The 22,716-nt window shown below is 72.8% G+C and carries 20 protein-coding genes and 1 tRNA gene; 13 read left to right on the top strand and 8 right to left on the bottom strand.

What is annotated here, in order from left to right:
• Nucleotides 1-32: 32 nt before the first annotated feature.
• Nucleotides 33-818 (bottom strand): oxidoreductase, encoded by a 786-nt coding sequence (locus N8J89_RS31525; protein WP_283660634.1) that lies wholly within the window; start codon nt 816-818, stop codon nt 33-35.
• Nucleotides 819-892: 74 nt separating this feature from the next.
• Between N8J89_RS31525 and N8J89_RS31530 the strand changes: the two genes are divergently transcribed.
• Nucleotides 893-1,996, top strand: a complete 1,104-nt coding sequence (locus N8J89_RS31530) for an XdhC family protein (protein ID WP_283660635.1) — start codon at nt 893-895, stop codon at nt 1,994-1,996.
• A 4-nt stretch (nt 1,997-2,000) separates the two neighbouring features.
• On the opposite strand, the gene N8J89_RS31535 is transcribed toward N8J89_RS31530, so the two are convergent.
• Both N8J89_RS31535 and N8J89_RS31540 read right to left on the bottom strand, forming a co-directional pair.
• Nucleotides 2,001-2,858: an aldo/keto reductase gene (locus N8J89_RS31535; RefSeq protein ID WP_283660636.1), complete on the bottom strand. Its 858-nt coding sequence runs from the start codon at nt 2,856-2,858 to the stop codon at nt 2,001-2,003.
• Nucleotides 2,859-2,956: 98 nt separating this feature from the next.
• Complete coding sequence (locus N8J89_RS31540) at nt 2,957-5,254, bottom strand: GH92 family glycosyl hydrolase (protein WP_349497417.1); 2,298 nt, start codon at nt 5,252-5,254, stop codon at nt 2,957-2,959.
• A gap of 383 nt (nt 5,255-5,637) precedes the next feature.
• On the opposite strand from N8J89_RS31540, the gene N8J89_RS31545 reads away from it, so the two are divergent.
• Nucleotides 5,638-6,003: a hypothetical protein gene (locus tag N8J89_RS31545; protein WP_283660637.1), complete on the top strand. Its 366-nt coding sequence runs from the start codon at nt 5,638-5,640 to the stop codon at nt 6,001-6,003.
• Nucleotides 6,004-6,077: 74 nt separating this feature from the next.
• Nucleotides 6,078-7,499, top strand: coding sequence for an alpha/beta fold hydrolase (locus N8J89_RS31550; RefSeq protein WP_283660638.1), 1,422 nt, complete (start codon nt 6,078-6,080; stop codon nt 7,497-7,499).
• Here N8J89_RS31550 and N8J89_RS31555 read toward each other — a convergent pair whose 3' ends face one another.
• Complete coding sequence (locus N8J89_RS31555) at nt 7,500-8,240, bottom strand: Clp protease N-terminal domain-containing protein (RefSeq protein WP_283660639.1); 741 nt, start codon at nt 8,238-8,240, stop codon at nt 7,500-7,502.
• Nucleotides 8,241-8,325: 85 nt separating this feature from the next.
• Between N8J89_RS31555 and N8J89_RS31560 the strand changes: the two genes are divergently transcribed.
• From N8J89_RS31560 to selB, 3 genes are all read left to right on the top strand, one after another.
• Nucleotides 8,326-8,420 (top strand) — tRNA-Sec (locus N8J89_RS31560).
• Nucleotides 8,421-8,432: 12 nt separating this feature from the next.
• Nucleotides 8,433-9,746, top strand: a complete 1,314-nt coding sequence (gene selA, locus N8J89_RS31565) for an L-seryl-tRNA(Sec) selenium transferase (RefSeq protein WP_283660640.1) — start codon at nt 8,433-8,435, stop codon at nt 9,744-9,746.
• A complete protein-coding gene (gene selB / locus N8J89_RS31570) occupies nt 9,746-11,443 on the top strand; it encodes a selenocysteine-specific translation elongation factor (RefSeq protein ID WP_283660641.1) in 1,698 nt (565 codons plus the stop codon). The genes selA and selB overlap by 1 nt, the downstream gene beginning before the upstream one ends.
• Here the strand turns inward: selB and N8J89_RS31575 are convergent.
• The gene (locus N8J89_RS31575) at nt 11,403-11,927 is read right to left on the bottom strand and encodes a MauE/DoxX family redox-associated membrane protein (protein WP_283660642.1); all 525 of its coding nucleotides are present in this window, start codon (nt 11,925-11,927) and stop codon (nt 11,403-11,405) included. The two genes, selB and N8J89_RS31575, sit on opposite strands and share 41 nt — an antisense overlap.
• 89 nt (nt 11,928-12,016) lie before the next feature.
• Here N8J89_RS31575 and N8J89_RS31580 point away from each other — a divergent pair, with 89 nt between their 5' ends.
• The 5 genes from N8J89_RS31580 to N8J89_RS31600 are packed head-to-tail and all read left to right on the top strand — an operon-like array spanning nt 12,017 to nt 14,525.
• Nucleotides 12,017-12,730 (top strand): hypothetical protein, encoded by a 714-nt coding sequence (locus N8J89_RS31580; RefSeq protein ID WP_283660643.1) that lies wholly within the window; start codon nt 12,017-12,019, stop codon nt 12,728-12,730.
• A 19-nt stretch (nt 12,731-12,749) separates the two neighbouring features.
• Nucleotides 12,750-13,238: a hypothetical protein gene (locus tag N8J89_RS31585; RefSeq protein WP_283660644.1), complete on the top strand. Its 489-nt coding sequence runs from the start codon at nt 12,750-12,752 to the stop codon at nt 13,236-13,238.
• Nucleotides 13,228-13,788, top strand: coding sequence for a hypothetical protein (locus N8J89_RS31590; RefSeq protein WP_283660645.1), 561 nt, complete (start codon nt 13,228-13,230; stop codon nt 13,786-13,788). The genes N8J89_RS31585 and N8J89_RS31590 overlap by 11 nt, the downstream gene beginning before the upstream one ends.
• On the top strand, nt 13,785-13,925 hold the full coding sequence (locus tag N8J89_RS31595) for a hypothetical protein (protein ID WP_283660646.1): 141 nt from the start codon (nt 13,785-13,787) through the stop codon (nt 13,923-13,925). The genes N8J89_RS31590 and N8J89_RS31595 overlap by 4 nt, the downstream gene beginning before the upstream one ends.
• Before the next feature lie 54 nt (nt 13,926-13,979).
• Complete coding sequence (locus tag N8J89_RS31600) at nt 13,980-14,525, top strand: hypothetical protein (protein WP_283660647.1); 546 nt, start codon at nt 13,980-13,982, stop codon at nt 14,523-14,525.
• Here N8J89_RS31600 and N8J89_RS31605 read toward each other — a convergent pair.
• From N8J89_RS31605 to N8J89_RS31615, 3 genes are all read right to left on the bottom strand, one after another.
• Nucleotides 14,482-17,694, bottom strand: coding sequence for a S8 family peptidase (locus N8J89_RS31605; protein WP_283660648.1), 3,213 nt, complete (start codon nt 17,692-17,694; stop codon nt 14,482-14,484). The genes N8J89_RS31600 and N8J89_RS31605 overlap by 44 nt on opposite strands.
• 122 nt (nt 17,695-17,816) lie before the next feature.
• Nucleotides 17,817-19,412, bottom strand: a complete 1,596-nt coding sequence (locus N8J89_RS31610) for an ABC transporter permease (RefSeq protein WP_283660649.1) — start codon at nt 19,410-19,412, stop codon at nt 17,817-17,819.
• Nucleotides 19,409-20,287, bottom strand: a complete 879-nt coding sequence (locus N8J89_RS31615) for an ABC transporter ATP-binding protein (protein WP_283660650.1) — start codon at nt 20,285-20,287, stop codon at nt 19,409-19,411. The genes N8J89_RS31610 and N8J89_RS31615 overlap by 4 nt, the downstream gene beginning before the upstream one ends.
• A gap of 159 nt (nt 20,288-20,446) precedes the next feature.
• Here N8J89_RS31615 and N8J89_RS31620 point away from each other — a divergent pair, with 159 nt between their 5' ends.
• Together N8J89_RS31620 and N8J89_RS31625 are read left to right on the top strand one after the other, a co-directional pair.
• Complete coding sequence (locus N8J89_RS31620) at nt 20,447-21,151, top strand: lysophospholipid acyltransferase family protein (protein ID WP_283660651.1); 705 nt, start codon at nt 20,447-20,449, stop codon at nt 21,149-21,151.
• A gap of 128 nt (nt 21,152-21,279) precedes the next feature.
• Nucleotides 21,280-22,695 carry a hypothetical protein gene (locus tag N8J89_RS31625; RefSeq protein WP_283660652.1) on the top strand — a complete coding sequence of 472 codons (1,416 nt, stop codon included), beginning with the start codon at nt 21,280-21,282 and terminating at the stop codon, nt 22,693-22,695.
• The last annotated feature ends 21 nt before the right edge of the window (nt 22,696-22,716 follow it).

Consider the following 22,716-nt stretch of genomic DNA (forward strand, 5'->3'; position numbering starts at 1 on the left):
CCCCGCACCGGGTTCCGCGGCCCTCTCGGTGGTCAGTCCACCTGGCGGATGCTGCCGCCGTCGATCCGGAACTCCGCGCCGACCACCCACTCGGCCTGGTCGGAGGCCAGGTAGGCGACCGCGTTGGCGATGTCCTCCGGGGTGCCGACCCGGCCCGCCGGGATGCCGCCGACCAGTTCGACGATCTGCGCCTTGCCGTCCATGCCCTGGGTGTCCTGGATGTGCTGGGCGAAGGTCTGCACCGCCTCGGTCCAGATCATGCCGGGGGCGATCCGGTTGACCCGCACCCCGCGCGGGGCGACCTCGGTGGCCAGCGCCTTGCTGTAGGCGTTGAGGGCGGCCTTGGCCGCGCCGTAGTGCGTCAGCGGGGGCTGGACCAGCTGCGCGGCGATCGAGCTGATGTGGATGATCGAGCCGCTGCCGCGCTCCAGCATGCCGGGCAGCAGCGCCCGGTCCAGCCGCACCGCGGACATCACGTTGAGCTGGTAGGCCTCTTCCCAGTGCCGGTCGGACAGCTCGGGAATGGTGCCGGTGCCCAGCTCGGCCCCGCCCGCGTTGTCCACGACCACGTCCACCCCGCCGAGGTGGGCCAGCGCAGCTTCGGCCAGCGCGGCGACCCCGGACTCGGTGGCCACATCCGCCTTGACGAAGTGCACGTTCGCCGGCAGCGACTCGGGCGCGGAGCGCGCCGCCACCACCACCGAGGCGCCGGCCCCGGCCAGTCGCGCGGTGATCGCCGCGCCGATTCCCTTGGTGCCACCGGTGACGACGACCCGCTTGCCTGCCAGGCCGTCCAGGTTCACAACGTTATTGACCATACGGTCCACAATGCCCATTCTGGACCGCCTAGTCAAATACAACTTCTTGACCGCCCCCGGCGCACAATGGGCCGATGCGCGAACTGATCGCCCCACTGCTCGCCTGGTACCGCGAGGGAAACCCGTTCGCGCTGGCGACGGTGGTGCGGACCTGGCACTCGGCGCCGCGGCAGCCGGGCGCGGCGATGGCGGTGTCCGCGGCGGGCGAGGCGCTGGGCAGCGTGTCCGGCGGCTGCGTGGAGGGCGCGGTGTACGAGCTGGCCCAGCAGGTGCTGCGGACCGGCGTGCCGGAGCTGGCCACCTACGGGGTGAGCGATGACGACGCGTTCGCGGTCGGCCTGACCTGCGGCGGCACCCTCCAGGTCTTCGTGCAGCCGGTAACGCCCGAGCACTTCCCGGAGTTCCCGGCCATCGGCGAGTCCATCCGGTCGAGCGAACCGGTCGCGGTGGCCACCCTGCTCGACGGCGCGGCCAACCCGGGCGCGCACCTGCTGGTGACCCCGGCGGAGACCGGCGGCGCGCTGGGTTCGGCCCGGCTGAACGAGGCGGTCCGGGACCACGCCAGGGGCATGCTCGCCTTGGGCAGCACCGGTTTCCTGCACATCGGCGCGGACGGCGAGCAGCGCGGCGACGAGCTGTCGATCTTCGTGGAGTCCTTCGCGCCGCCGCCCCGGATGCTGGTCTTCGGCGCCATCGACTTCGCCGGCGCGGTGGCCCGCATCGGCAAGTTCCTCGGCTACCACGTGACCGTCTGCGACGCCCGCCCGGTCTTCGCCACCGCGCGGCGCTTCCCCGAGGCCGACGAGCTGGTGGTGATGTGGCCGCACCAGTACCTGGCCCGGACCGAGGTGGACGAGCGCACGGTGATCTGCGTGCTCACCCACGACCCCAAGTTCGACGTGCCGCTGCTGGAGCTGGCGCTGCGCACCAAGGCCGCCTACATCGGCGCGATGGGCAGCCGCCGCACCCACCAGGACCGGCTGAACCGGTTGCGGGAGCTGGGTTTGACCGAACCGGAGCTGGCCAGGCTGTCCTCCCCGATCGGGCTGGACCTGGGCGCGCGCACGCCGGAGGAGACGGCGGTGTCCATCGCGGCCGAGATCGTGTCGCTGAACTGGGGCGGATCGGGCCGCCGCCTGGCTGAGACGGACAACCCGATCCACCACCCGCGCGGCTGAGCGCTCAGTCCCGGATCGCGTCCAGCGCCGCGAACTGCTTGTCGCTGAGCTCGACCGTGGCCGCGCCCAGGTTGTCCTCCAGGTGCGAGACCGTCTTGGTGCCGGGGATCGGCAGCATCACCGGCGACCGCTTGAGCAGCCAGGCCAGCGCGACCTGCGCCGGGGTCGCGCCGAGCTCCGCGGCCACCGCGGCGACCGGGCTGTCCGGCTTGGTCAGGTCGCCGGTGGCGATCGGGAACCACGGGATGAAGGCGATGTTCTCCTTCGCCGCGTGGTCGAGCAGTTCCTCGCTGCCCCGGTCGATGAGGTTGTACCGGTTCTGCACGCTGACGATCGGCGTGATCTGCCGCGCCTGCTCCAGCTCGGCCACGCTCACCTCGGACAGCCCGATGTGCTTGACCTTGCCCGCCTCCCGCAGCTCCACGAACGCGCCCAGCTGGTCGGCCAGCGGCACGGCCGGGTCGATGCGGTGCAGCTGGATCAGGTCGATGTGGTCCAGCCGCAGGTGCCGCAGGCTCAGCTCGACCTGCTGGGTCAGGTACTCGGGACGGCCGCACTCAGTCCACTGACCAGGCCCCTGGCGGGTGAACCCGGCCTTCGTGGCAATCACCAGGTCGTCGCGGTACGGGTGCAGGGCCTCCGCGATCAGCAGTTCGCTGACCAGCGGGCCGTAGGAGTCGGCGGTGTCGATGAAGGTGACGCCCAGTTCGACCGCCCGGCGCAGCACGGCCAGCGCGCCTGCCCGGTCCGCCGGCCAGTCCCACACGCCGGGGCCGGTGATCTGCATGGCGCCGTAGCCGAGCCTGCCGATCGGCAGGTCGCCGCCCAGGTCGAACCGGCCGCCGAGGAAGTTCTCTGTCACTGCTGCGATCTCCCGCTGTTGGTTGGACTCGTATCCGGTGGTCACCGCCAACCAACGCCGGCGGGCGGGTGTCTGTTCCACCTCCGCCCGCTTTTCCGCTATCCGGGTACCGCCTCGCCGCGCCGCACGTGCAGGCTCCTGGGCAATCCGCCGACCTTCCAGTCCCGGTGCGCCCGGCCGTTCACGGTCACCGCCAGGGTGTACGGCCCAGCGCCGCTGGTGTCGATCAAGCTCGGCGTCCGCCCATCGGGTGAGATGAGCGCGCGCGGGAACAACGGGGTGGCCAGCAGGAGTTCCGCGCTGCCCGGGGTGCGCGGGAACAGGCCGAGCGCGCCGAAGACGTACCAGGCGGACATGGTGCCGAGGTCGTCGTTGCCGGGCAGCCCGGCCGGGCCGGTGCGGTAGACGGTGTCCATCAGCCGACGCACGGTCTCCTGGGTCTTCCAGGGCTGACCGAGCTCGTTGTACAGCCAGGGCGCGTGGATGCCGGGTTCGTTGGCCGGGTCGTAGCGCAGCGGCCCACCCCCGCCGAGGAAGAACTCGTCCAGCCGCCGGACCGCGTTCTCCTTGCCGCCCATGGCTTCGGCCAGCCCGCTGACGTCCTGCGGCACCATCCACACATAGGTCGCGGCACTGCCCTGCGCGAACCCCTGCTGACTCGCCGGGTCGAACGGGGTGAGCCAGGAACCGTCCAGCTTGCGCGCCTGGATGTACCCGGTGGCGGGGTTGAACACGTTGCGCCAGTAGGTCCCCCGCTGCCGCAACTCAGCGGTTTCCTTGCCCAGCCCCAGTTCCGCCGCCCACCGGCCCAGCGCGTCATCAGCGACCGATGCCTCCAGGGTCTCCGCCGCGCCACCCCAGCAGTGGCAGACGTCGTGCGCGCTGTACCGGGACTGGAGGTACTGACCCAGGTTCGGCCGCTGCCCGACGCACTGCCCAGGACAACCCGCGTCCAGCAGCCCTTCCGGCCGGGGCACGGTGGCCTGCCGGTACAGCGAGGCAAACGCGCCCGCGACGTCGAAGTCGCGCACCCCCATGGCGTGGAAGGTGGCCAGGGTGGCCGCGGACGGGTCGCCGGTCATCACGTGGGTGGCGCCGTTGACGTGCACCCAGCGGTCCCAGACCCCGTCGTTCTGCCGCGCGTAGTTGAGCAGCGACTGCGCGAAGTCCCTGGCCAGCCCCGGTTTCAGCAACGCCAGCAGCTGGATCTGCGCCCGGTACTGGTCCCACCCGGAGAAGTTCCCGTACTGCGCGCCCTGCCCCGCCCCGACCCGGTGCACCCGCCGGTCCATGCCGAGATAGCGACCGTCCACATCGGACACGAGGTTGGGCTGCTGCAAGGCGTGGTACAGCGCGGTGTAGAACACGGTCCGCTGGTCGGCACTGCCACCCGCGACCCGAACTCGCCGAAGCTCCCGGTCCCAGGCCCGGAACCCGTCCCGCGCCACCCGCGCCACGGTGTCCGAACGCCGGATCTCCTGCCGCAGGTTCCCCTCCGCGCCAACAATGTCCACATAGGACATACCGATCCGCATCCGCACCGCACTCCCTGGCGCGAAGCTGACGTACCCACCGGAGCCGCGCCCGGCCCGCTCCGCACCGGTGGCATAACCCTCCCCACCGCTGACGCTGGTCCCGCCGGGCGTGAGCGTCCCGTCCCGCCACACCCCGGTGCCGGTCACCGGCTGGTCGAACTCGGCGGTGAAGTGCAGCCGGTAGTAGCTCTTGCGGTTGTGCACCCCGCCGTTGGCCCGCCGCCCGCAGAACGCCCCGGTCAGCACCGACCCGGTGACCCGCCGCCCGGTCGGATCGATCCGGATGTCGGCGTCCTCGCTGCCGTTGAGCGAGTTGGAGGTGCGGAACAACAGGTTCGCGGCCTTCCCGGCCGGAAAGCCGAACTCGGCGATCCCGGCCCGCTCGGTCACCGCGAGATCAACCCGAGCCCCGGAAGCCAGCCCCACCGAGTACCGGCCCGGCCGCGCGAGCTCGTCCTCATGCGAGAAGTCACTGGCGTACACGGCATCCGTGACATCCGCACTCGGCGAGCTGAGCACCTCCCCCACGTGCGGCATGATCGGCACATCCCCCGCCGCGCCAGGGTTGCACCCGGCCCCGTTGACGTGGGTCAGCGAGAACCCCCGCACCCGGGTGACGTCGTAGGAGTACCCGTTCGCCGCCCCGGTCCCGGTCTGGTCGCCACGCGTGCTGGTCGGACTCCACGCGATCATCCCGAACGGCCGCTGCGCGCCGGGGAAGGTGTTCCCCTCCCGCGCCGACCCGATCAGTGGATCAACGAACCCCGCGGGCTCACTCACCCACTGCTCCCGGGCCTCGGCCACACCCCCGGCCACCAGAACCCCAACCAGCCCAACCCCAACCACCCGCCACCACAACACCCCGCGACCCTGACACGCCCCAGGCGATCAGCCGCCGAACCTGTCCGAATTCGGCCAACCCGAGCGACAAAGCGGCCAACACAGCGACAACAACGGCCAACACGCGGGTGGCTCGGTCACCGAGCCCGCTGAGACGGATGGCGCGCGGCCCGGCAACCAGCCCTGCAGACGGGCGAGGGATGTGCGGGCCAGGCGAGCCGCGTCCGGCCAGACGGCCAGACGGCCAGCTTGCGGGACGGGTGAGCGGTGGCCGGGCGGAGCGGCGTGTTCGCGAAATCGGCCAACACATCGCGAACGCGGGCTCGGCGAAACCCGGCGATAGACTGGATGCCGGGGGGCCGAGGGCCGTCCTTGAGCCTGCTGGGGGCGACGTGGTGGCGGATGTGGCGGTGGCGCGAGTCGGCCGGGCCGCGGGTTTGGGCTGGTCAGTCGGGGTGGTGGTGAACCTGGCGCTCGGGGTGGCCGCGTACTTCCCGCTGTTGTTCACCCGCATGGTCTTCTCCGCGATCGCCTACCGGCTGGGTGACTTCTCCGCGTTCCCGGCGCGCGACGGCATCGACATCCCGATCATGATGGCCGGGGTGTGCTGGCTGCTGTTCCTGCCGCTGTGGTTCCTGGCCAACCGGTTCATCACCCTCTGGGCCGTGGTGCCGGTGCGGCCGTACTGGCTGGTCGCGGTACTGCTGCCCGGTGTGCTGTTCCTCGCGGACACGGTGTTCGCGCTGCGCCTGTTCAAGCTGGTGTTCTGAGAAATCAGCCGTTCGCCGCCGGGATCGGCCGATCGGCTGAGCAGCTCGGGCGCCGCCCCGGTCAGGGTGGGCGCATGCAGATCAAGAAACTGTTCGGCCCCCTGCTGGCCGGGCTGGTGCTGCTCCCGCTGGCGCCCGGGATCGCCACGGCGAGCACCTTGCAGTGGCGGCCCTGCAAGGAGATCGCGCACCGCTGGTCGCCCGGCGACGACCGCACCGAGTGCGCGATGGTGACCGTGCCGGTCGACTACGCCAAGCCCGACGGGCGCAGCTTCGGTATCGCGATCAGCCGGATCAAGGCCAGTGGCCGCCGCGACGGGGTCGTGCTGTTCAACCCGGGCGGTCCCGGCGGATCCGGGATGAACATGCCGAGCTCGGTGCTGCGGTCGAAGGCCGCCGGCCTCGGCGTGCACCACGACCTCATCGGTTTCGCGCCCCGCGGGGTCGCCTACAGCGAGGCGGTGACCTGCGCGGATGACTGGACCCAGCCGGATCCCGCGTTGTCGCCGAAGGAGCGGGCGCGTTTTGTCGCCGAGCGGGACGGCCGCAACCACCAGCGGTGTGTTGCGGCCGATCCCGAGTTCATGCGCAATCTTTCCACTGCCAACATCGCGCGGGACATGGACCGGATCCGGCTGGCCCTGGGTGAGCGCAAGATCGGCTACTACGGCATCTCCTGGGGCACCGCGCTGGGCGCGCAGTACCGCACGCTGTTCGACCAGCACGTGGACAAGATGCTGCTCGACTCGGTGATGGCGCCCACCCTGGACCTGGTCGAGATGGACCGCGGTCAGCTGACGGCGCGGGAGAACACCTTCCACGAGTTCGCCGCCTGGATCGCCCGCAACAACGACGTCTACCGCTTCGGCGCGACCGGGCCGCTGGTCAGCAAGGCGCTGCTGGACCTGCGCGCCCGGCAGACCAGCGAGCTCGACGTCTTCGACGACCTGATCACCTCCGCCCGCCGGGACTGGGCCGAGTCGGCCCGGCGGCTGGCCGGACTGCGTGACGGCACCCAGCGCGAACTGGTCGCGCCGCCGAGGGAGCAGACCATGCTGGGCTGGGACAGCGAGCAGGTCGGCTTCAGCCCGTTCCAGCAGACCTCGGTGATGTGCAACGACTCCGCCGGCACCCGCGACTTCGAGGAGATCTGGCGCAGCCGCCAGGAGCTGGTCGCGCAGCTGCCGGTCTCCGGTGGCTACGGCAAGTACGACGACCGCTGCGTCGGCTGGCCGCTGCCGGCCACGCCGTGGCAGTTCGCCGGCGGCACCAGTCCGCTCCAGCTGGTCGGGCACTCACACGAGGAGATCACCCCGATCGAGTGGTCTCGTGCGATGCGGGAACGAATCGGCGGCGCCTTGCTCACGGTCGAGGACGACCAGCACGGTTCGCTGCTGGACCTGCCGTGCGCGGCCAAGGCCGTCGAGTTCTTCGACACGGGCAAGACCTCCGACGAGTCCTGCGCCGGTGCGCCGATCCCGCCTGCACGCCGCTGATCAGCCCTGGAGCCGCTTCATGATCTTCTCCAGCTCGGCCACCGTCCACGCCTCGACGGCCTCCGCGGCGATGCCCAGCTCGGCGAGCGCCCGAGCGCCGGGTGAGTCCTGTTCGGCCAGCACGCCCAGCAGGATGTGCTCGGTGCCGATGTAGTTGTGGCCGAGGCGAAGCGCGGTGCGGCCGGTCAGTTCGAGCACCTTCACCGCGGCCGGGGTGAACGGGACCTGCACGGTCATCTCCGCCACCGGTTCCGGCAGCAGCGGGGTGACCGCGTCGCGGACCTGGTCCAGGGTGACGCCCTGGGCCAGGATCGCCTTCGCCGCCAAGCCTTCCGACTGGTCCAGCAGGCCGAGGACCAGGTGTTCCGGGGTGCCCTTGCCGCTGCGCGCCTCACGGGCCACGTCCTGGGCGGCGACCACCACCTGGCGGGCCCGGTCGGTGAACCGGCTGAACAGGCTGAGGTCCAGGGTCTCGCCGCCTTCCTTGGGCACGAACCGCTTCTGCGCGGCCTGTTTGGTGACACCCATGCTGCGGCCGATCTCGGTCCAGGACGCGCCGTTGCGGCGGGCCTGGTCGACGAAGTGGCCGATCAGGTGGTCGGCGAGCTCGCCGAGGCGTTCGCCGAGCACCACGGCGTCCTTCAACTGGTGCAGGGCGTCCTGGTCGGGGTCCTGGTTGCGCAGGACCGACATGCGCCGTATGGCGGCGATGAGCTCGTCAAGTCGGGGTGCGTTGTCCATGCCGTCAACTCTAGGTTGACGCAGCGAGCGCCGTCAACCTCGGGTTGACGTATCTAGCTACTGGCAAGATGGGCTGGTGGCTCAGGGAGGCGTATCCGGCCTGGTGACCGGCGCGGTCTTCAACACCGCTGAGCGGCAGCAGCTGTCGCTGGCGGGTTCGATTCCCGTCCGCCTCCGCCACCCGGGGCTGCGATGACCGATCCACGCACCGAAGGCGGGTCGGCCGATCCCCGCAGGCACATCCCCCGCACCGATGCCTTGCTAACTGACCCGCGCCTGGCCGCGATGGCCGCCACCCTCGGCCGCGACACGGTCAAGGCCGCCATCACCCGCGCCCAGAGCCTCGCCCGCGCCGGCGAGATCGCGCCCGCCGAGGTGGCCGCGCACGCGCTGGCCGCGCTCCCCACTGGTGCGAGCAGCCTGCGCCCGGTGCTCAACGCCACCGGCGTGCTGGTGCACACCAACCTCGGCCGCGCCCCGCTCTCCCCCGCCGCCGTGGCCGCCATCGCCGCGGCCGCCGGGCCGACCGACGTGGAGTTCGACCTGGCCACCGGCGCCCGCGCCCGCCGGGGCCGGGACGCGCTGGCCGCGCTCGCCGAGGCGGTGCCCGCGGCCGGTGGCGTGCACGTGGTCAACAACAACGCCGCCGCGCTGCTGCTGTGCGCGCTGGCCATGGCCGCCGGACGGGAGATCGTGATCAGCCGCGGCGAGCTGGTGGAGATCGGCGACGGCTTCCGCATCCCGGACCTGTTGCGCAGCACCGGCGCCCGCCTGCACGAGGTCGGCGCGACGAACCGGGTGCACCTGCGCGACTACGCCGAGGCGGTCGGCCAGGACACCGGTTTCATCCTCAAGGTGCACCCGTCCAACTTCCAGGTCACCGGCTTCACCTCCACTGTGGACACCGCCGAGCTGGCCGGCCTCGGGGTGCCGGTGGTGGTGGACATCGGTTCCGGTCTGCTGCACCCGCATCCGCTGCTGCCGGAGGAACCGGACGCCACCACGGCGTTGCGCGCAGGCGCGACCCTGGTCACCGCGAGCGGGGACAAGCTGCTCGGCGGTCCGCAGGCCGGACTGCTGCTGGGCGAGGCGGAGCTGGTCGAGCGGCTGCGGCGGCATCCGGCGGCCCGCGCGCTGCGGGTGGACAAGCTCACCCTGGCCGCGCTGGAGGCGACCCTGCGCGGACCGGAAACCCCGGTGGCGCAAGCACTTTCCGCGGGCCAGGACGAGCTGCTGGCCCGCGCCGGAGCGCTCGCGGCCGCACTGGTCGGGTCCGGTGTGGACGCGGTGGCGGTCCAGAGCATCGCCGCGGTCGGCGGTGGTGGCGCGCCGGGAGTGCCGCTGCCGAGTGCCGCGGTCAGCCTGCCCGAGCACTACGCCGCCGCCCTGCGCGCGCTGGCCGTGGTCGGCCGGGTGGAACGGGGACGCTGCCTGCTCGACCTGCGCGCCGTTGCCCCGCACCAGGACGACCACCTGCGCGCGGCGGTGCTGGCGGTGCCGCGCTGATGCGGGTGGTGGCCACCGCCGGGCACGTCGACCACGGCAAGTCCACCCTGGTCCGCCTGCTCACCGGGATGGAACCGGACCGCTGGGCCGAGGAGCGCCGCCGGGGCCTGACCATCGACCTGGGTTTCGCCTGGACCACGCTGTCCGGGCAGGAGATCGCCTTCGTCGACGTGCCGGGGCACCACCGGTTCGTGCCCAACATGCTCGCCGGGATCGGGCCGGTGCCCGCGGTGCTGTTCGTGGTGGCCGCGGACGAGGGCTGGAAACCCCAGTCCGCCGAACACCTGGCCGCGATCCGCGCGCTCGGCGTCCGGCACCTGCTGCTGGCCATCACCCGCGCCGACCTCGCCGACCCGGAAACCGCGCTGCGCCAAGCCGAACAGCACCTGGGCGCGGTTCCGCACGTGGTGGTCAGCGCGACCACCGGACAGGGACTGGACGAGCTGCGGGCCGCGATCCTCGCGCTGACCGACCGGCTGCCCGCGCCCGAGCCCGCGGCGGACGTGCGGCTGTGGCTGGACCGCTCGTTCACCGTGGGCGGCGCGGGCACGGTGGTCACCGGGACGCTCAGCGCGGGCACCATCGCCAAGGGCGAGGAGCTCCAGCTCGCCTCCACCGGGCAGCTGCTCCGGGTGCGCGGCCTGCACGCCCTGGGCCGCCAGTGCGACCTCGTGCCCGCGGTGGCCCGGATCGCGGTCAACCTGCGCGGGGTCGAGCGGACCGAGCTGGTGCGCGGGGACGCGCTGCTCAGCCCCGGCCGCTGGCGCACCGCGACCGTGGTCGACGTCCTCATCGGCGCCGAGCTGCCGGCGGAACTGGTGGCGCACCTGGGATCGGCCGCGGTGCCGGTGCGGGTCCGTCCACTGGGGACGGTCGGCGCCCGGCTGCGGCTGGCCCGGCCGCTGCCGCTGCGGATCGGGGATCGGCTGCTGCTGCGCGATCCCGGCCGGGGCGAGGTGCTGGGCGGGGCGGAGGTCGTCGATCTCGATCCGCGGCCGCTGCGCCGGGGCGGGGCCGCGGCCAGGGCAGCCGAGCTGACCGACGATCCACTGGCGATCCACCTGCGCACCAGAGGTTTCGCCCGGACGGCTGAACTGCGGGCCGCTGGGCTGTCCGCGCCGGAACCGGTTCTGGCGGACTGGCACGCTGATCCAGAGCACTGGGCCGCCATGGTCCGGCGCGCGCCCGGAGAGGTCGAGTCGTGGCGACAGGAGCACCCGCTCGAACCGGGGATGCCCGCCGAGGCGCTGCGACAGCGGCTGGACCTGCCCGAGGTGGCGCTGGTCGGGCCGCTGGCGAACGCGGCGGGGCTGGCGGTGCCGGCGGGGCGGGTCGGCGGCGCGGAGCTGCCCGCGCGGATCGAGCAGGCGCTGGGCGCGCTCGCGGCGGAGCTGGCCGGGAACCCGTTCGCCGCACCGGATGCGGCCCGGCTGGTCGAGCTGGGGCTGGGCGGCAAGGAGCTGGCGGCGGCAGTGCGGGCCGGGCGGCTGCTGCGGGTCGCCGAGGGTGTCGTGCTGTCACCCGATGCGGTCACTCAAGCCGTGAAGGTGTTGGCCATGCTCGCTGCCCCGTTCACGGTGAGTCAGGCGCGGCAGGCGCTGGGCACCAGCCGCCGGGTGGCGGTGCCGCTGCTGGAACTGCTGGACCGGCGCGGGATCACCGAGCGGCTGGCGGACTCGTCCCGCCGCCTGCGCTGAACACCGGGGCCAGCCAGGCGATCGCGGCGAGCACGAGGCTCGCGGCCAGGGCGGGCAGCAGCCAGCTTTTCGGCAGGGGCGGCGCAAACGTGGTCACCAGCGTCGCGGCCGCGGCGAGGGTCGCGCGCAGGACCGTCGCCCAGGTGGCCGGGGAGCGGGAGTTGAAGCAACCGCAGGGCGTGCCGGGCCTGGTGCGCACCAAGATGCCCAGGTATGCGGCAAAGGCCAGGTAGAGGGCAGTCTGTGGCAACAGCAGAGCACGTGGCAGGGAGGGCAGCAGCACGGTGGCGGTGGTGAGGGCCGCGGCCAGGAGTTCCGTGGCCGGGGTGAGCAAGGACACGGGACGGTGCACGGTCGGCGGCAGCAGGCGTTGCGCACGGAGCGTGGCCAGGAAGAGTGTACGTTCGCGCAGGTGGCCGAGTCCGGCTACCAACAGGAGCAGTGCGGCGCCGAGCGAACAGGCGTTGAGCACGGCGGAGAACACTCGATGAGGGTAACCGGACACCCGAATGATGGCTGTTGATCTTCTCTGCGGCCGTGTTTCATGAACCAGCCCTGGCGAGAGGAAAGGTGATGGCGACCCAGCAGTTGACGCTGACCGCGCCCAGCGGGCGCCGGGTGAGCGTCACGCTGCCCGCGCACACCCCGGTGTCCAGTGTGGCCGCGGGGATCCGGTTCGCCGGTGGCGTGCACGGCACCGGCTTCCAGATCGGGTCGCGCGGCTACCACGAGTTCGCGGTCACCCAGGTGGCGCCGATGCGGCAGCGGGAGCGGTTCCTGGTGCACGGCAGGGAGGTGGTGGTCGCCGAGGCGATCGACGGCCAGTCCTCGCTGGCCACCCTGTTCGGGGTCTACCACGAGCTGATGACCGTCTACTCCGGACCCGCGCCGCACCGGGACGCGGTGTTCGCGCTGTTCAACTCCTTGCGGGTGCAGGACACCGTGGCCGGGATGGTGGTGCGGCCGCGGTCGGCGACCATGCTGGAGCTGATGAGCGAGCAGATCATGCTGGCCGTCCGGGACCACGGCTCGCTGTCCATTCCCGGTCCGCGCCAGGCCGCCGGGCTCACCCCGCGCTTCGCCGGGGCGCGCACCCGGCACGGCGAGGTGTGGAAAACTCCGTACCCCGGCGCGGCAGGGTCGGCACGGGCCAGCGAGCACGCGTTTGTGCTCGGCTGCCCGGCGGGCACCGCCGAGGTGCACCTGTGCGACACCGGCGCGACCACCGAACGGCAACGGCTGGACTGGCTGAACGAGATCAACGTGGTCTGGCACAAGGCGAACTGAGACGGGTATGTCACCGGAAATGGCCTTCAACATCATCACCTGGGTGGCGATCCTGGTGCTGTTCCTCGGACTCGCCGCGGTGCTGCGGGAGATCCGCCTGCTGCGCAACGAGGTCCGGCGCAGCCCGGAGGCCTTCGCGGCCGCCCCGCCGGAGCTGCTGCTCGGCCCCCGCTTCGCCGGGCGGGGGCGGCGGATCGTGCTGGCCGCCGACTCCGGCTGCCCGCTCTGCCACGCCGTGCTGGACCGGCTGCTGGCCTTGGCACCCGGCTCGGTGCTGCTGACGCATGAGCCGGAAGCGTTGTGGGCCAAGGTGTCCGGCCAACTGGAGGTGGTCAGCGACGGCGAGGTGTGGCGCGCGGTCTCGCACCTGTCGCCGCCGGTGCTGATGCTGGTGGACGGCACCGGCCGGGCCGAGCGGGTGCACCTGCCGGTGCGGGTGGCCGAGGTGGACACGGTGCTGGCCGAATGGCAGCGGATCGTGGTGCGGGGGCACGCCGATGCCGCTTGACCTCAACGACATCCCGGACACCGATCAGGCCCCCGCGGACGCGCGGCCGACCACCGCGTTGCGCGAACTGGACTTCACCGGCAGCCGCCGCGCCCTGTTCAAGGCCCTCGCGCTGGGCGCGGTCACGGTGGGCGCGAGCGCGCTGAACCTGTTCGGCGCGCGCCCGGCCGGCGCGGAGGCCGGTCCGTACGCCCTGTCCGGCTGGGACCGCAACGACTGCAAGGACGCCTACCCCAACGGCTACGCCGAGGTCGGTGACACCACCGGCGCGTACGTCAGCACCCACGCGGCCTGCCTGTCCGGCACCTGGCGCGGCTCGGTGTACTGCGAGAAGGGCTGGCACAAGTACGGGACCTACGAGAACGGCGCGATGCAGAGTCAGCACGTGCCGATCTCCACCTCCTGCGGCACCTCCACCACCAAGAACGCGTGGAAGTGGACCACCCCGGACGGCAAGGTGTGGCGCTGCTCGGACGGCTATTCGACGTTCTGGGGTCCTGGCCACAGTGGACAGACGTACCTGACGATCTGCCGGGCTCCTGTGCTGTGAGCAGGCTGCACTGGCATCCGCTGGCCGGAGCCGCCGCCGTGCTCGCGCTGGCCGCCGCCGCGACGGGTTTGCCCGTGCTGGCCGGGTGGCTGGCGATGGGCGCGGCCTCGGGGTTCGCCACCAGCGGCTCCACCTGAAGCCGGAACTCGGCCCTGGTGCTGAGCTCGCCGGTCTGGCGAGGCACTCCGGCGGTGGCCTTCTGCCTGGGACTGCTGGGCGGCGGCCTGGTCACCGCGACCGTACTGGTGGTGGTCGGCTCGCTGCTGCGCGCCCCGCTGCCGCCGCCCGTGCCCTGGCTGCTGGTCGGGCTGATGCTCATCGTGGTGCTGGGCAAGGAGCTCGGCTGGCTGCGGATCCGGTTGCCGGAGAACCGGCGGCTGGTGCCGGAGACGGTGTTCCGGCTGGGGCGGCACGCCGGGCCGTTCCAGTTCGGGCTGGAGATGGGCACCGGGGCGCGCACCTACCTGCCCAGTGGGCTGCCGTACGTGGCCGCGGTCGCGGTGCTGTTCCTGGCCTCCGTGCCGGCCGCGCTGTGCGCCGGGCTGGGTTTTGGCCTGGGTCGGGCGCTGATGACCACGGCGAACCTGCGCTTCGGCGAGAGCGGGGCGTGGGACGCGGCGTGGACTCGCCACCGCCGCGTCCTCACCCTGCTCCTCGGGCTCGCGTTCCTGCTGGCGCTGCTGGTGTTGCTGCTCAGCGATCCGACAGTCCGTATGCCCGGTACACGGTCTGGCTGACCGAGTTGCCCTCGGCGTCGGCCGCGGTGAGCCGGAGCGCGGCGAAACCGGTGCCGCGCGGGTGGTTCAGCAGCGTGTAGCCGTTGGCGCCGAAGCGCAGCACCGGGCTGCGGGTCCAGGTCCCGCCCTCGTCGTAGGAGACCTCGGCGGTCAGCGCGGTGATCGGTGCGGCGGCCGCGCCCGGCTGGTGGTGCACGGACAGGTTCAGCAGGTGGGACGTTCCGGCGCGGGCGCGGTTGTGCTCGTCGACCTGGCCGGTGGCGCGGATGGCCAGCACCGGCAACGGTTTCCCCTCGCCCGCGTCGCGGAAGGTCCAGCTGACCTCGGCGCGGCTGCCCAGGTCGGACCAGGGCACGCTGCGGGTGGCGCTGGCCTGCACGGTGTAGCGGCCGCCGGTGGTCGGCACGGTGAACACGCCGGAGCCGGGGGTGTCGGCCACGCCGAGCTGCCGGCCGTCGCGGGAGAGCGTGGTGCGGCCGGTCATGCCGACCGGCGGTGGCTCGGTGACCAGTGCGGGATCGTTGCCGGACAACAGCGGCACGCCGAACTGGAGGGTCGCACCGATGCGGTGCGCGCCCCAGCCGCGTTCCGGGTCGCCGAAGGCCGGGCCGAGCGGGGCCCGGTTCCAGGCTGCGGCGGACCGGCCGGGGCGCAGGGTGCGCACGGACCAGTGCAGTTCGGCGTCGGACTCATCCGGCGGGCGGAGCACCAGGAGCTGCTGCCAGGTGACGTCGGGGTGCGCGGTGAAGTACTCGACCCGCTGGGCGGGCAGGGCGAGCGGGTAGGAGATCAGCATGCCGTTGGTGGTGCCGGGCACCGGCAGCCGGGCGTAGTCGGCGCGCTGGCCGGTGGCCGGGTGGCCCTGGTCGTGGTAGCGACTGTCCACTGTGGCCAGTTCGTGGTCCCGGATGCGGCGGTCCAGGGTGGCCGGGATGCGGCCGCGTTCCAAGAAGGCCAGGTGGTAGAGGTACGGGACCGGGCCGGTGGCCGGGTGTGCCGGGCCGAGGGTGGCGCGCTGGAAGTAGGCGTAGGTGTGGTCAGTGACCTGGCCGGGGGTGGCCGCGGCGAAGAGTTGCTGGCCGGCGCCGGAGGTCCAGGACAGGGTGGCGGTGCGCACGCCGGACTTCTCGCCGGAGACCAGGCCGAACTCGCCGTACTGGTGCTGCGCGCCGGGCCGGTCCACGGTGGCGCGGACCGGTTTCGCGGTGCTCGCGTCCAGGGTCAGCTCGGTGTCGCGGGTCAGGCTGAGTCCGGTGCGGGACAACAGGGTCACCACGGTGGACTGCTCGGCCAGGTCCAGCGCGTTGATGTCGTAGCGGCCCTTGGGCAGCCGGAGGACCGCGGTGCCGGTGGCGTCGAAGCGGGGTCCGGTGGCCGCGCCGGTGCTGGTGTCCACGGCCTGGGCGAGGGCGGCGCTGAACTTGCCGCCACGGCTGCGGATCTTCAAGGTCAGCTGGTAGCTCTCGGGCTCCAGCACCGCGCCGAGGGCGGTGCGCACGGAGATCCCGGGCGCGGCGGCGGTGAGCCGGATGCCCTGCGGCCCGGCCGGTCCGGTGGAGCGGGCGGTGACCGCGACCTCGGCGCTGCCCCCGGCGGGCACGGTGACCTGGTTGGCGGACAAGGCAAACGCCGGGTTCTGGTCCAGGGCCAGGTTCAGCGTGACCGGGGCCGACCCGTCGTTGTGGTAGCGGACGGTCTTGGTCGCGGACTGCCGGTAGGGCAGGAAGCCGAAGCTGACACTGCCGCTGTCCCGCACGGACTGGCTGATCGCGCGGGCCACGTCCACCCGCCCCGCGCCCTGGTCGAAGACCCCGGCGGTCGGGGTGGCCGAGCTCATCAGCTGCGGCTTGAGCCGGTCCGCTGTCCACTGTGGATTCTGTTGCAGCAGCAGGGCGGCCGCGCCGGTGACGTGCGGGGCGGCCATCGAGGTGCCGCTGGCCCTGCTGTGCCGCTCGTCCACCGGGTCGGCGTCGCCGGTGGGCGTGCCGGGCACGCGTGCGGAGACGATGCCGCTGCCGGGCGCGGCGATGTCCGGTTTGACCGCGTGGTCGCCCAGGCGCGGGCCGTGGCTGGTGAACGGGCTGGGCGTGTCCCCGGCGGTGACGCTGCCGACGGCGAGCGCGGCGTCGGCCGAGGCCGGTGTGGTGACCCCGGCCAGCGGGTCCGGCGGGTCGATGCTGCGGTCGTTGCCCGCGGACACCACGAACAGCGTGCCGTGCTTGGCGCTCAACGTGTTCAGCGCGGTGGACACCGGGTCGGCGCCGTCGGTGGTGTCGCCGCCGAGGCTGAGGTTGACCACCTTGGCGCGCGGGGCGATCCACTCCAGCCCGGCGATGACCATCGAGTCCGGGCAGCCGAAGGCCACGCACACCTTGCCGCTGACCAGCTTCACGTCGGGGGCGACGCCGCGGTACGGGTTCCCGGCCGAGGCGATGATCCCGGCCACGTGCGTGCCGTGCCCGAGGTCGTCGCCGCCCTGCGGCAGGGTGCCGGTGAAGTCCTGCTGGGCCAGCAGCTTTCCGGCCAGGTCGGGGTGTCCGCCGTCGATGCCGGAGTCCAGCACGCCGACGGTGACCCCGCTGCCGGTGAGCCCGCTCTGCCAGGCGGCGGGCGCGCCGATCCGCGGCACGCTGGCGGCCAGGGTGGGCCGGGCGGTCCCGTCCAGCCACACCTTGCCGAGACTGGCCGGTCGGCTGCGCACCCAGTCCCAGAACTCGGCGCCCTTGGCGCGCACGGCCGCGCCGTTGATCGCGGGCAGCGCGCGGACCGTGCGGCCGCCGACGACCCCGGCGGCGCGGGCGCCGGTGTAGGTCAGGATGACCGGGGTGTCCCCGGCGGGCTGCCGGGCCAGGGTGGTGACGTCGAACAGGCGGGGGTCCAGGCGGCCCTCGGCCAGCAGCGGCACCGCGTCCGCCGGCACCACCCGGTGGTGGACGCCGTCCTTGCCGGTGGTGGTCTCGCGCAGGAAGCCGAGTTTCTCCCGGCCGGGCGCGGGTTCCACCAGCAGGGTGACCGAGCGGTCGGGGGCGGCGGCCAGGCGCACCCGGTCGCCGGTGACCAGGGTCACAATCCGACTGTCCTTTGTGGTCGCCGGAACGGGCGCGGCCGGGTTGGCCGCGGCTGGTTCTCCCACCGGCAACAGCGCGGCTACCAGGACCAGTGCGGCCATTCGGACGAAGTGGACACCACCTGTTTGGCGGTCGGCATTGCGGGACACCGCCGGAGTATCACCGGTTTGGCGCAACGGGTGTTAGCCGCCAGGCAGGTGACGGCTTCACCCAGTTGGCGGGTTCAGCCCAGATCGCGTCGCCGCAGCCCGAGCAAACCGGTTCCGGCCAGCGCCAACGTCACCGCGGTCAGCGCCAGCAGGGGCAGTGTGGTGAACTCGCCGCCGGAGAGCACCTTCGGGATGTGGTGGAACGGCACGATCTGGTTGGCCAGCCAGTAGTCCACGCCGAGCACCGGGCCGAGCTGTTCGCCGAGCAGGTTGCACAGCAGCCACACCGACCAGGAGATCGCCGCGGCGGCCCTGGGCAGGAACCCGAAGGCCAGCACCGCGACCGCGCCGATCGTCCAGGCCGCCGGGACCTGCACCAGCGCGCCCAGCAGCACCCGGCCGAGCTGACCTGAGTCCGAAGTGGACAGTGCGTGCACGGTGCCGGCCGCCAGGCCGCCCGCGCCCAGCGTCACGGCGGTGCCCAGCAGGGCGAAGACGAGGTGGCTGAGCGCCCAGCGGGTCCGGCCGACCGTGGTGGACAGGGTCAGCTCGGCCCGGCCGTCGGCCTCCTCGGCGCGCAGGCGCAGTGCGACCAGCATCGGGTACAGCGCGGCCACGCCGCCGAGGCTGAGCATGACCAGCCACAGGTAGGTGTCGGCGATCCCGGCCTCCGGACTGGCGGCGTAGCGGCGGAAGAACTCCTGGATGGCCGGGCCGCCGCGACCGGCGATCTCCGGCATGCCCCTGGCCACCGTCGCGGTGGCCGCCCCGGCGACCGCGAACCCGGCGGTCCAGCCGAGCAGCTGCCCACGGTGCAGCCGCCAGGCCAGGCCGAAGGCCGAACGCAGCCCTGCCGCGGTCGCGGGTCCGGGCCGGGTGGGCAACACGCCGGCGCCGTGGTCGCGGCGCGCCACCAGCAGCACGGCCAGCGCGGTCAGCGACACCGTTGCGAACAAGGGAAGCAGCAGCACCGCCCAGCGCGGGTCGCCGGTGGGTTCGAGCAGGTGGCTCCAGCCGGTGGGGCTGAGCCAGCGCAGCCAGCGCAGGCCGCTGCCGTCGGCCAGGAAGCGCAGCAGGTAGGCCAGGCCGAAGCCGGTGGCCGCCAGCGCGGTGGCGGTGCGGGCACGCGGGGTGAGCTGCGCGGTGACCGCGGCCAGCGCGCCGAACACCAGGCCGGGCGCGGCCACCGCGAGTCCGAGGGCGAGCGCGTTGACAGCGGGGAACCCCATGGCGGGCAAGCCGATCGCGACCAGCGCGCCGGTGCCGAGGGCGGCGGTCCAGGTGAGCAGCAGGGCGGCGGCGAGTCCGGCGTGGCGGCCGATCGCGCCCGCGCCCAGCAGCTCGGCGCGGCCGGACTCCTCCTCGGCGCGGGTGTGCCGCACCGTGACCAGGACGGCCATCAGCGAGACCAGCGCGTAGGCGATGTCGCCGATCTTCCAGGCGGTCAGCGCGGGCAGCCCGGCGCCGTGCACCTGGCCGGTGAAGGCGCTCAGCGCGGTGTTGCCGGTGACCTCGGCCAGGAACGCCTGCCGCAGCTCGGCGGTGGGGAACAGGCGCGCGTACTGGGCGGCGGTGCCCAGCACCAGCAGCGTGACCAGGCCGGCCCAGCTGGGCAGCAGCAGCCGGTCGCGGCGCAGGAACAGGCGGAACAGCAGCCCGGTGCCGGTCATCGGCTCGCCTCGTAGTGCCGGCGGAACAGCTCCTCCAGGGTTGGCGGGTGGCTGGCCAGCGAGCTGATCCCGGCCCCGGACAAGGCTTTCAGCACCGGTCCGAGCTGCTCGGGCTCGACCTGGCAGCGCACCCGGTTGCCGTCCACCGCCAGGTCGTGCACCCCGGTCAGCTCGGGCACCGGCCCGGTCAGTTCGGCGGTGATCGAGGTGCGGGTGAGGTGCCGCAGCTCGGCCAGCGTGCCGGTCTCCACGGTGCGCCCGGCGCGGATGATGCTGACCCGGTCGCACAGCGCCTCCACCTCGGAGAGGATGTGGCTGGACAACAGGATCGTGCGCCCCCGGTCGCGTTCCTCGGCCACGCACTGCTGGAACACCGCCTCCATCAACGGATCCAGCCCCGAGGTCGGCTCGTCCAGGATGAGCAGCCGCACGTCCGCGGCGAACGCGGCGACCAGCGCGACCTTCTGCCGGTTGCCCTTGGAGTAGGCGCGCCCGCGCACCCGGGGATCCAGCTCGAAGCGGGCCAGCAGCTCGGCCCGGCGCGCCGGGTCCAGACCACCGCGCAGCCTGCCGAGCAGGTCGATCGCCTCGCCGCCGGTGAGGCCGGGCCACAGGTTCACATCACCCGGCACGTAGGCCAGCCGCCGGTGCAGCGTGGTCGCCTCCCGCCAGGGATCGCCGCCGAGCAGCCGGGCCCGTCCCGCGTCGGCGCGGATCAGCCCGAGCAGCACCCGGATGGCCGTCGACTTGCCGGCCCCGTTCGGGCCGAGGAAGCCGTGCACCTCCCCCGCCGCCACGGCGAGGTCAAGCCCGTCAAGGGCGCGGGTCCGGCCATAGCTCTTGACCAGGCCGGACACCTCGATCACTGGAGTCACGCCGGTGAATCTACAGACTTTTCATAAACTTGTGAACGTAGGAAACGCGTAAAGACGCGGAGATCGTCCGACAGTGACCCCCGCAGGAAGCCCGGCCCGGACGTATGGGACAGACCGCATTCGAGGTGTTCGCCCGATCAAGCCACCTACTGTGGTGGCATGAAGCGCAGGGAACGTGGCGGGTTCTGGGTCGGACTGACCGCCACCATCTTGTACCCGGTGACCTGGCTGCTGGCCCGGCGCCGCACCGCGGGCGGCACGATCCCCGCCGAGGGCCCGGCACTGCTGATCATGAACCACCCCTCGCACCTGGACCCGGTGCTGGACGCGGTGTTCGTGCACCAGCAGCGGCGGGTGCCGCGGTTCTTCGCCAAGCACAGCCTGTGGCGGGTACTGGTGGTGGGCAGCGTGTTCCGGGCCACCGGCCAGATCCCGGTCTACCGCGGCACCTCCGCCGCCGGGGACAGCCTGCGTGCCGGGGACGCCGCCCTGGAGGAGGGCAAGGTCGTGGTGATCTACCCGGAGGGCACGCTCACCCACGACGAGGACGGCTGGCCGGTGCTCGGCCGCACCGGCGCGGCCCGGCTCGCGCTGGCGCACGACGTGCCGATCATCCCGGTCGTGCGCTGGGGCACCAAGGCCATCCTGGACGCCCCGCGCAAGCGGTTCCGCCCGTTGCCGCGCAAGACGGTGGACTTCCTGATCGGCGAGCCGCTCGACCTGTCCGCCTTCCGCTCCCGGCCGGTGGACCGGGAACTGCTGCAGGAGGTCACCGACCTGATCCTGCTGCGGCTCCAGGAACTGCTGGGCACCCTGCGCGGGGAGACCCCGCCCGGCCTGCCGCAGTCGGGCCAGGCGGCCTGACCGCGCGGAGTTCCGGGTTCCCTTAGGGGCAGGGTGATCCCCTCCAGTGCCGGGGTTTCGGTATACCTGGAAGTGGGCGGTGTTCGTCGCAGGGGGCGACGGGAACCACCGTCCATGGGGGAAACACCATGAGCGACAACGTCATTGTGGGCGCAATCGCCCAGCCCGAACCCGGTCACCGCCTGGCGGAGCTGTACGCGGACAAGCCGGTGCAGCGGATCCTGTGCTACACCGACTCCGTCGGCCAGGTGGAGCTGAACAACCTCGTGCCCTTCGGCGTCGGGCTGCTGCGCGACCTGACCGAGCGGAACGCGCCGTTCCACACCGACTTCCGGCTGGACCTGGTGCAGCGGCACGGAAGAGGGCACGCCAGCGACAAGCTGACCGCCGAGCTGCTCGGCAGGTACGACCAGGTCTGGTTCTTCGGCATCCAGGCCTGCGACCTGCCGGAGCTGGGCCAGCCGGAGAACGAGCTGACCGCTCCCGAGGTGGCCGCGCTCCGGGCCTGGATGGACGCCGGTGGCGGCGTGCTGATCACCGGCGACCACTCCAACCCGAAGCCGCCCGGCGCGGACCCGGCCCTGGACGAGCTGCTGAACCTGGGCCGGGCCATCTCGCACCGGGTGCCCAGGGCCGGGGAGCTGCGGGTGTGGGAGGGACTGCCGGACTCCACCATCGAGTTCAGCCACAACACCCACCAGCCCGACGACCGGGGCAGCGACCTCAACAACCCGTTCCCGATGGACGCCGACCACCACCCGCAGCAGCTGATCCTCAAGCGGTACCTGCCCACCGGCCGGCCGCACCCGCTCTTCAGCGGCAAACGCGGGCCGATCGCGGTGTTCCCGGACCACATGCACGAGGGCCAGCTGCGCATCCCGGACAGCTACCCCGCCGAGGTCTGGCCCAGCGGCCCGTTCGGCCAGCCGAAGCCGGAGATCGTGGCCCGCGGCACCGACAAGCGCAACGGCTCGGTCTACGGCGTGGTCAGCGCCTACGACGGTCACGCGGCCGGGGTGGGCCGCATCGTGGCCGACTCCACCTGGCACCACTACTTCAACATCAACCTGGTCGGCTTCCTGTCCGAACCGGCGGTGGCGGCCAAGATGGGCGAGTACTACGCCAACCTGGCGCTGTGGCTGGCCCCGCCCCGCGTGCGGCAGCAGGCGCGGACCAGGATGCTGTGGTGGCTGGCCAACCACCCGGCGGTGCAGATGGCCTTCGGCAACCCGGCCGCCGATGTGGGCCGCACCGCGCTGGGCCTGCTCGCCTCGGTGACCGGCCCGGCCACCGCGCACGACCTGGCCTGGCCACTGCCCACCGCCACCGACCTGCCCGCCGAGCTCGCGCTGGGCGGCCAGCTGGTGTCGTACTGGCAGGAGCTCAACGCCACCACCGACACGGTGCCCAGTCCCGCCGAGCTCATCGACCGGGGACTGCGCGCGGCGGCTGAGGAACACGCCGCCACGCTCCGGGAAACCCTTGCCCGCACGGAGAACCTGGGCGCCAGCATCGAGTCGGGCCTGCGCCTGGCCGCGAGCTGACGCCGGTCGGTGCGCCCCGGC

Origin of the sequence: Crossiella sp. CA-258035 (genome assembly GCF_030064675.1) — a bacterium.
Classification (GTDB): Bacteria; Actinomycetota; Actinomycetes; order Mycobacteriales; family Pseudonocardiaceae; genus Crossiella.

Bases quoted from the DNA above. Each gene is read 5' to 3' on its own strand.
- N8J89_RS31525 (WP_283660634.1), bottom strand. From the start codon at position 818: ATGGTCAATAACGTTGTGAACCTGGACGGCCTGGCAGGCAAGCGGGTC.
- N8J89_RS31530 (WP_283660635.1), top strand. From the start codon at position 893: ATGCGCGAACTGATCGCCCCACTGCTCGCCTGGTACCGCGAGGGAAAC.
- N8J89_RS31550 (WP_283660638.1), top strand. From the start codon at position 6,078: ATGCAGATCAAGAAACTGTTCGGCCCCCTGCTGGCCGGGCTGGTGCTG.
- N8J89_RS31555 (WP_283660639.1), bottom strand. From the start codon at position 8,240: ATGGACAACGCACCCCGACTTGACGAGCTCATCGCCGCCATACGGCGC.
- selA (WP_283660640.1), top strand. From the start codon at position 8,433: ATGACCGATCCACGCACCGAAGGCGGGTCGGCCGATCCCCGCAGGCAC.
- selB (WP_283660641.1), top strand. From the start codon at position 9,746: ATGCGGGTGGTGGCCACCGCCGGGCACGTCGACCACGGCAAGTCCACC.
- N8J89_RS31580 (WP_283660643.1), top strand. From the start codon at position 12,017: ATGGCGACCCAGCAGTTGACGCTGACCGCGCCCAGCGGGCGCCGGGTG.
- N8J89_RS31585 (WP_283660644.1), top strand. From the start codon at position 12,750: ATGGCCTTCAACATCATCACCTGGGTGGCGATCCTGGTGCTGTTCCTC.
- N8J89_RS31590 (WP_283660645.1), top strand. From the start codon at position 13,228: ATGCCGCTTGACCTCAACGACATCCCGGACACCGATCAGGCCCCCGCG.
- N8J89_RS31605 (WP_283660648.1), bottom strand. From the start codon at position 17,694: ATGGCCGCACTGGTCCTGGTAGCCGCGCTGTTGCCGGTGGGAGAACCA.
- N8J89_RS31610 (WP_283660649.1), bottom strand. From the start codon at position 19,412: ATGACCGGCACCGGGCTGCTGTTCCGCCTGTTCCTGCGCCGCGACCGG.
- N8J89_RS31620 (WP_283660651.1), top strand. From the start codon at position 20,447: ATGAAGCGCAGGGAACGTGGCGGGTTCTGGGTCGGACTGACCGCCACC.
- N8J89_RS31625 (WP_283660652.1), top strand. From the start codon at position 21,280: ATGAGCGACAACGTCATTGTGGGCGCAATCGCCCAGCCCGAACCCGGT.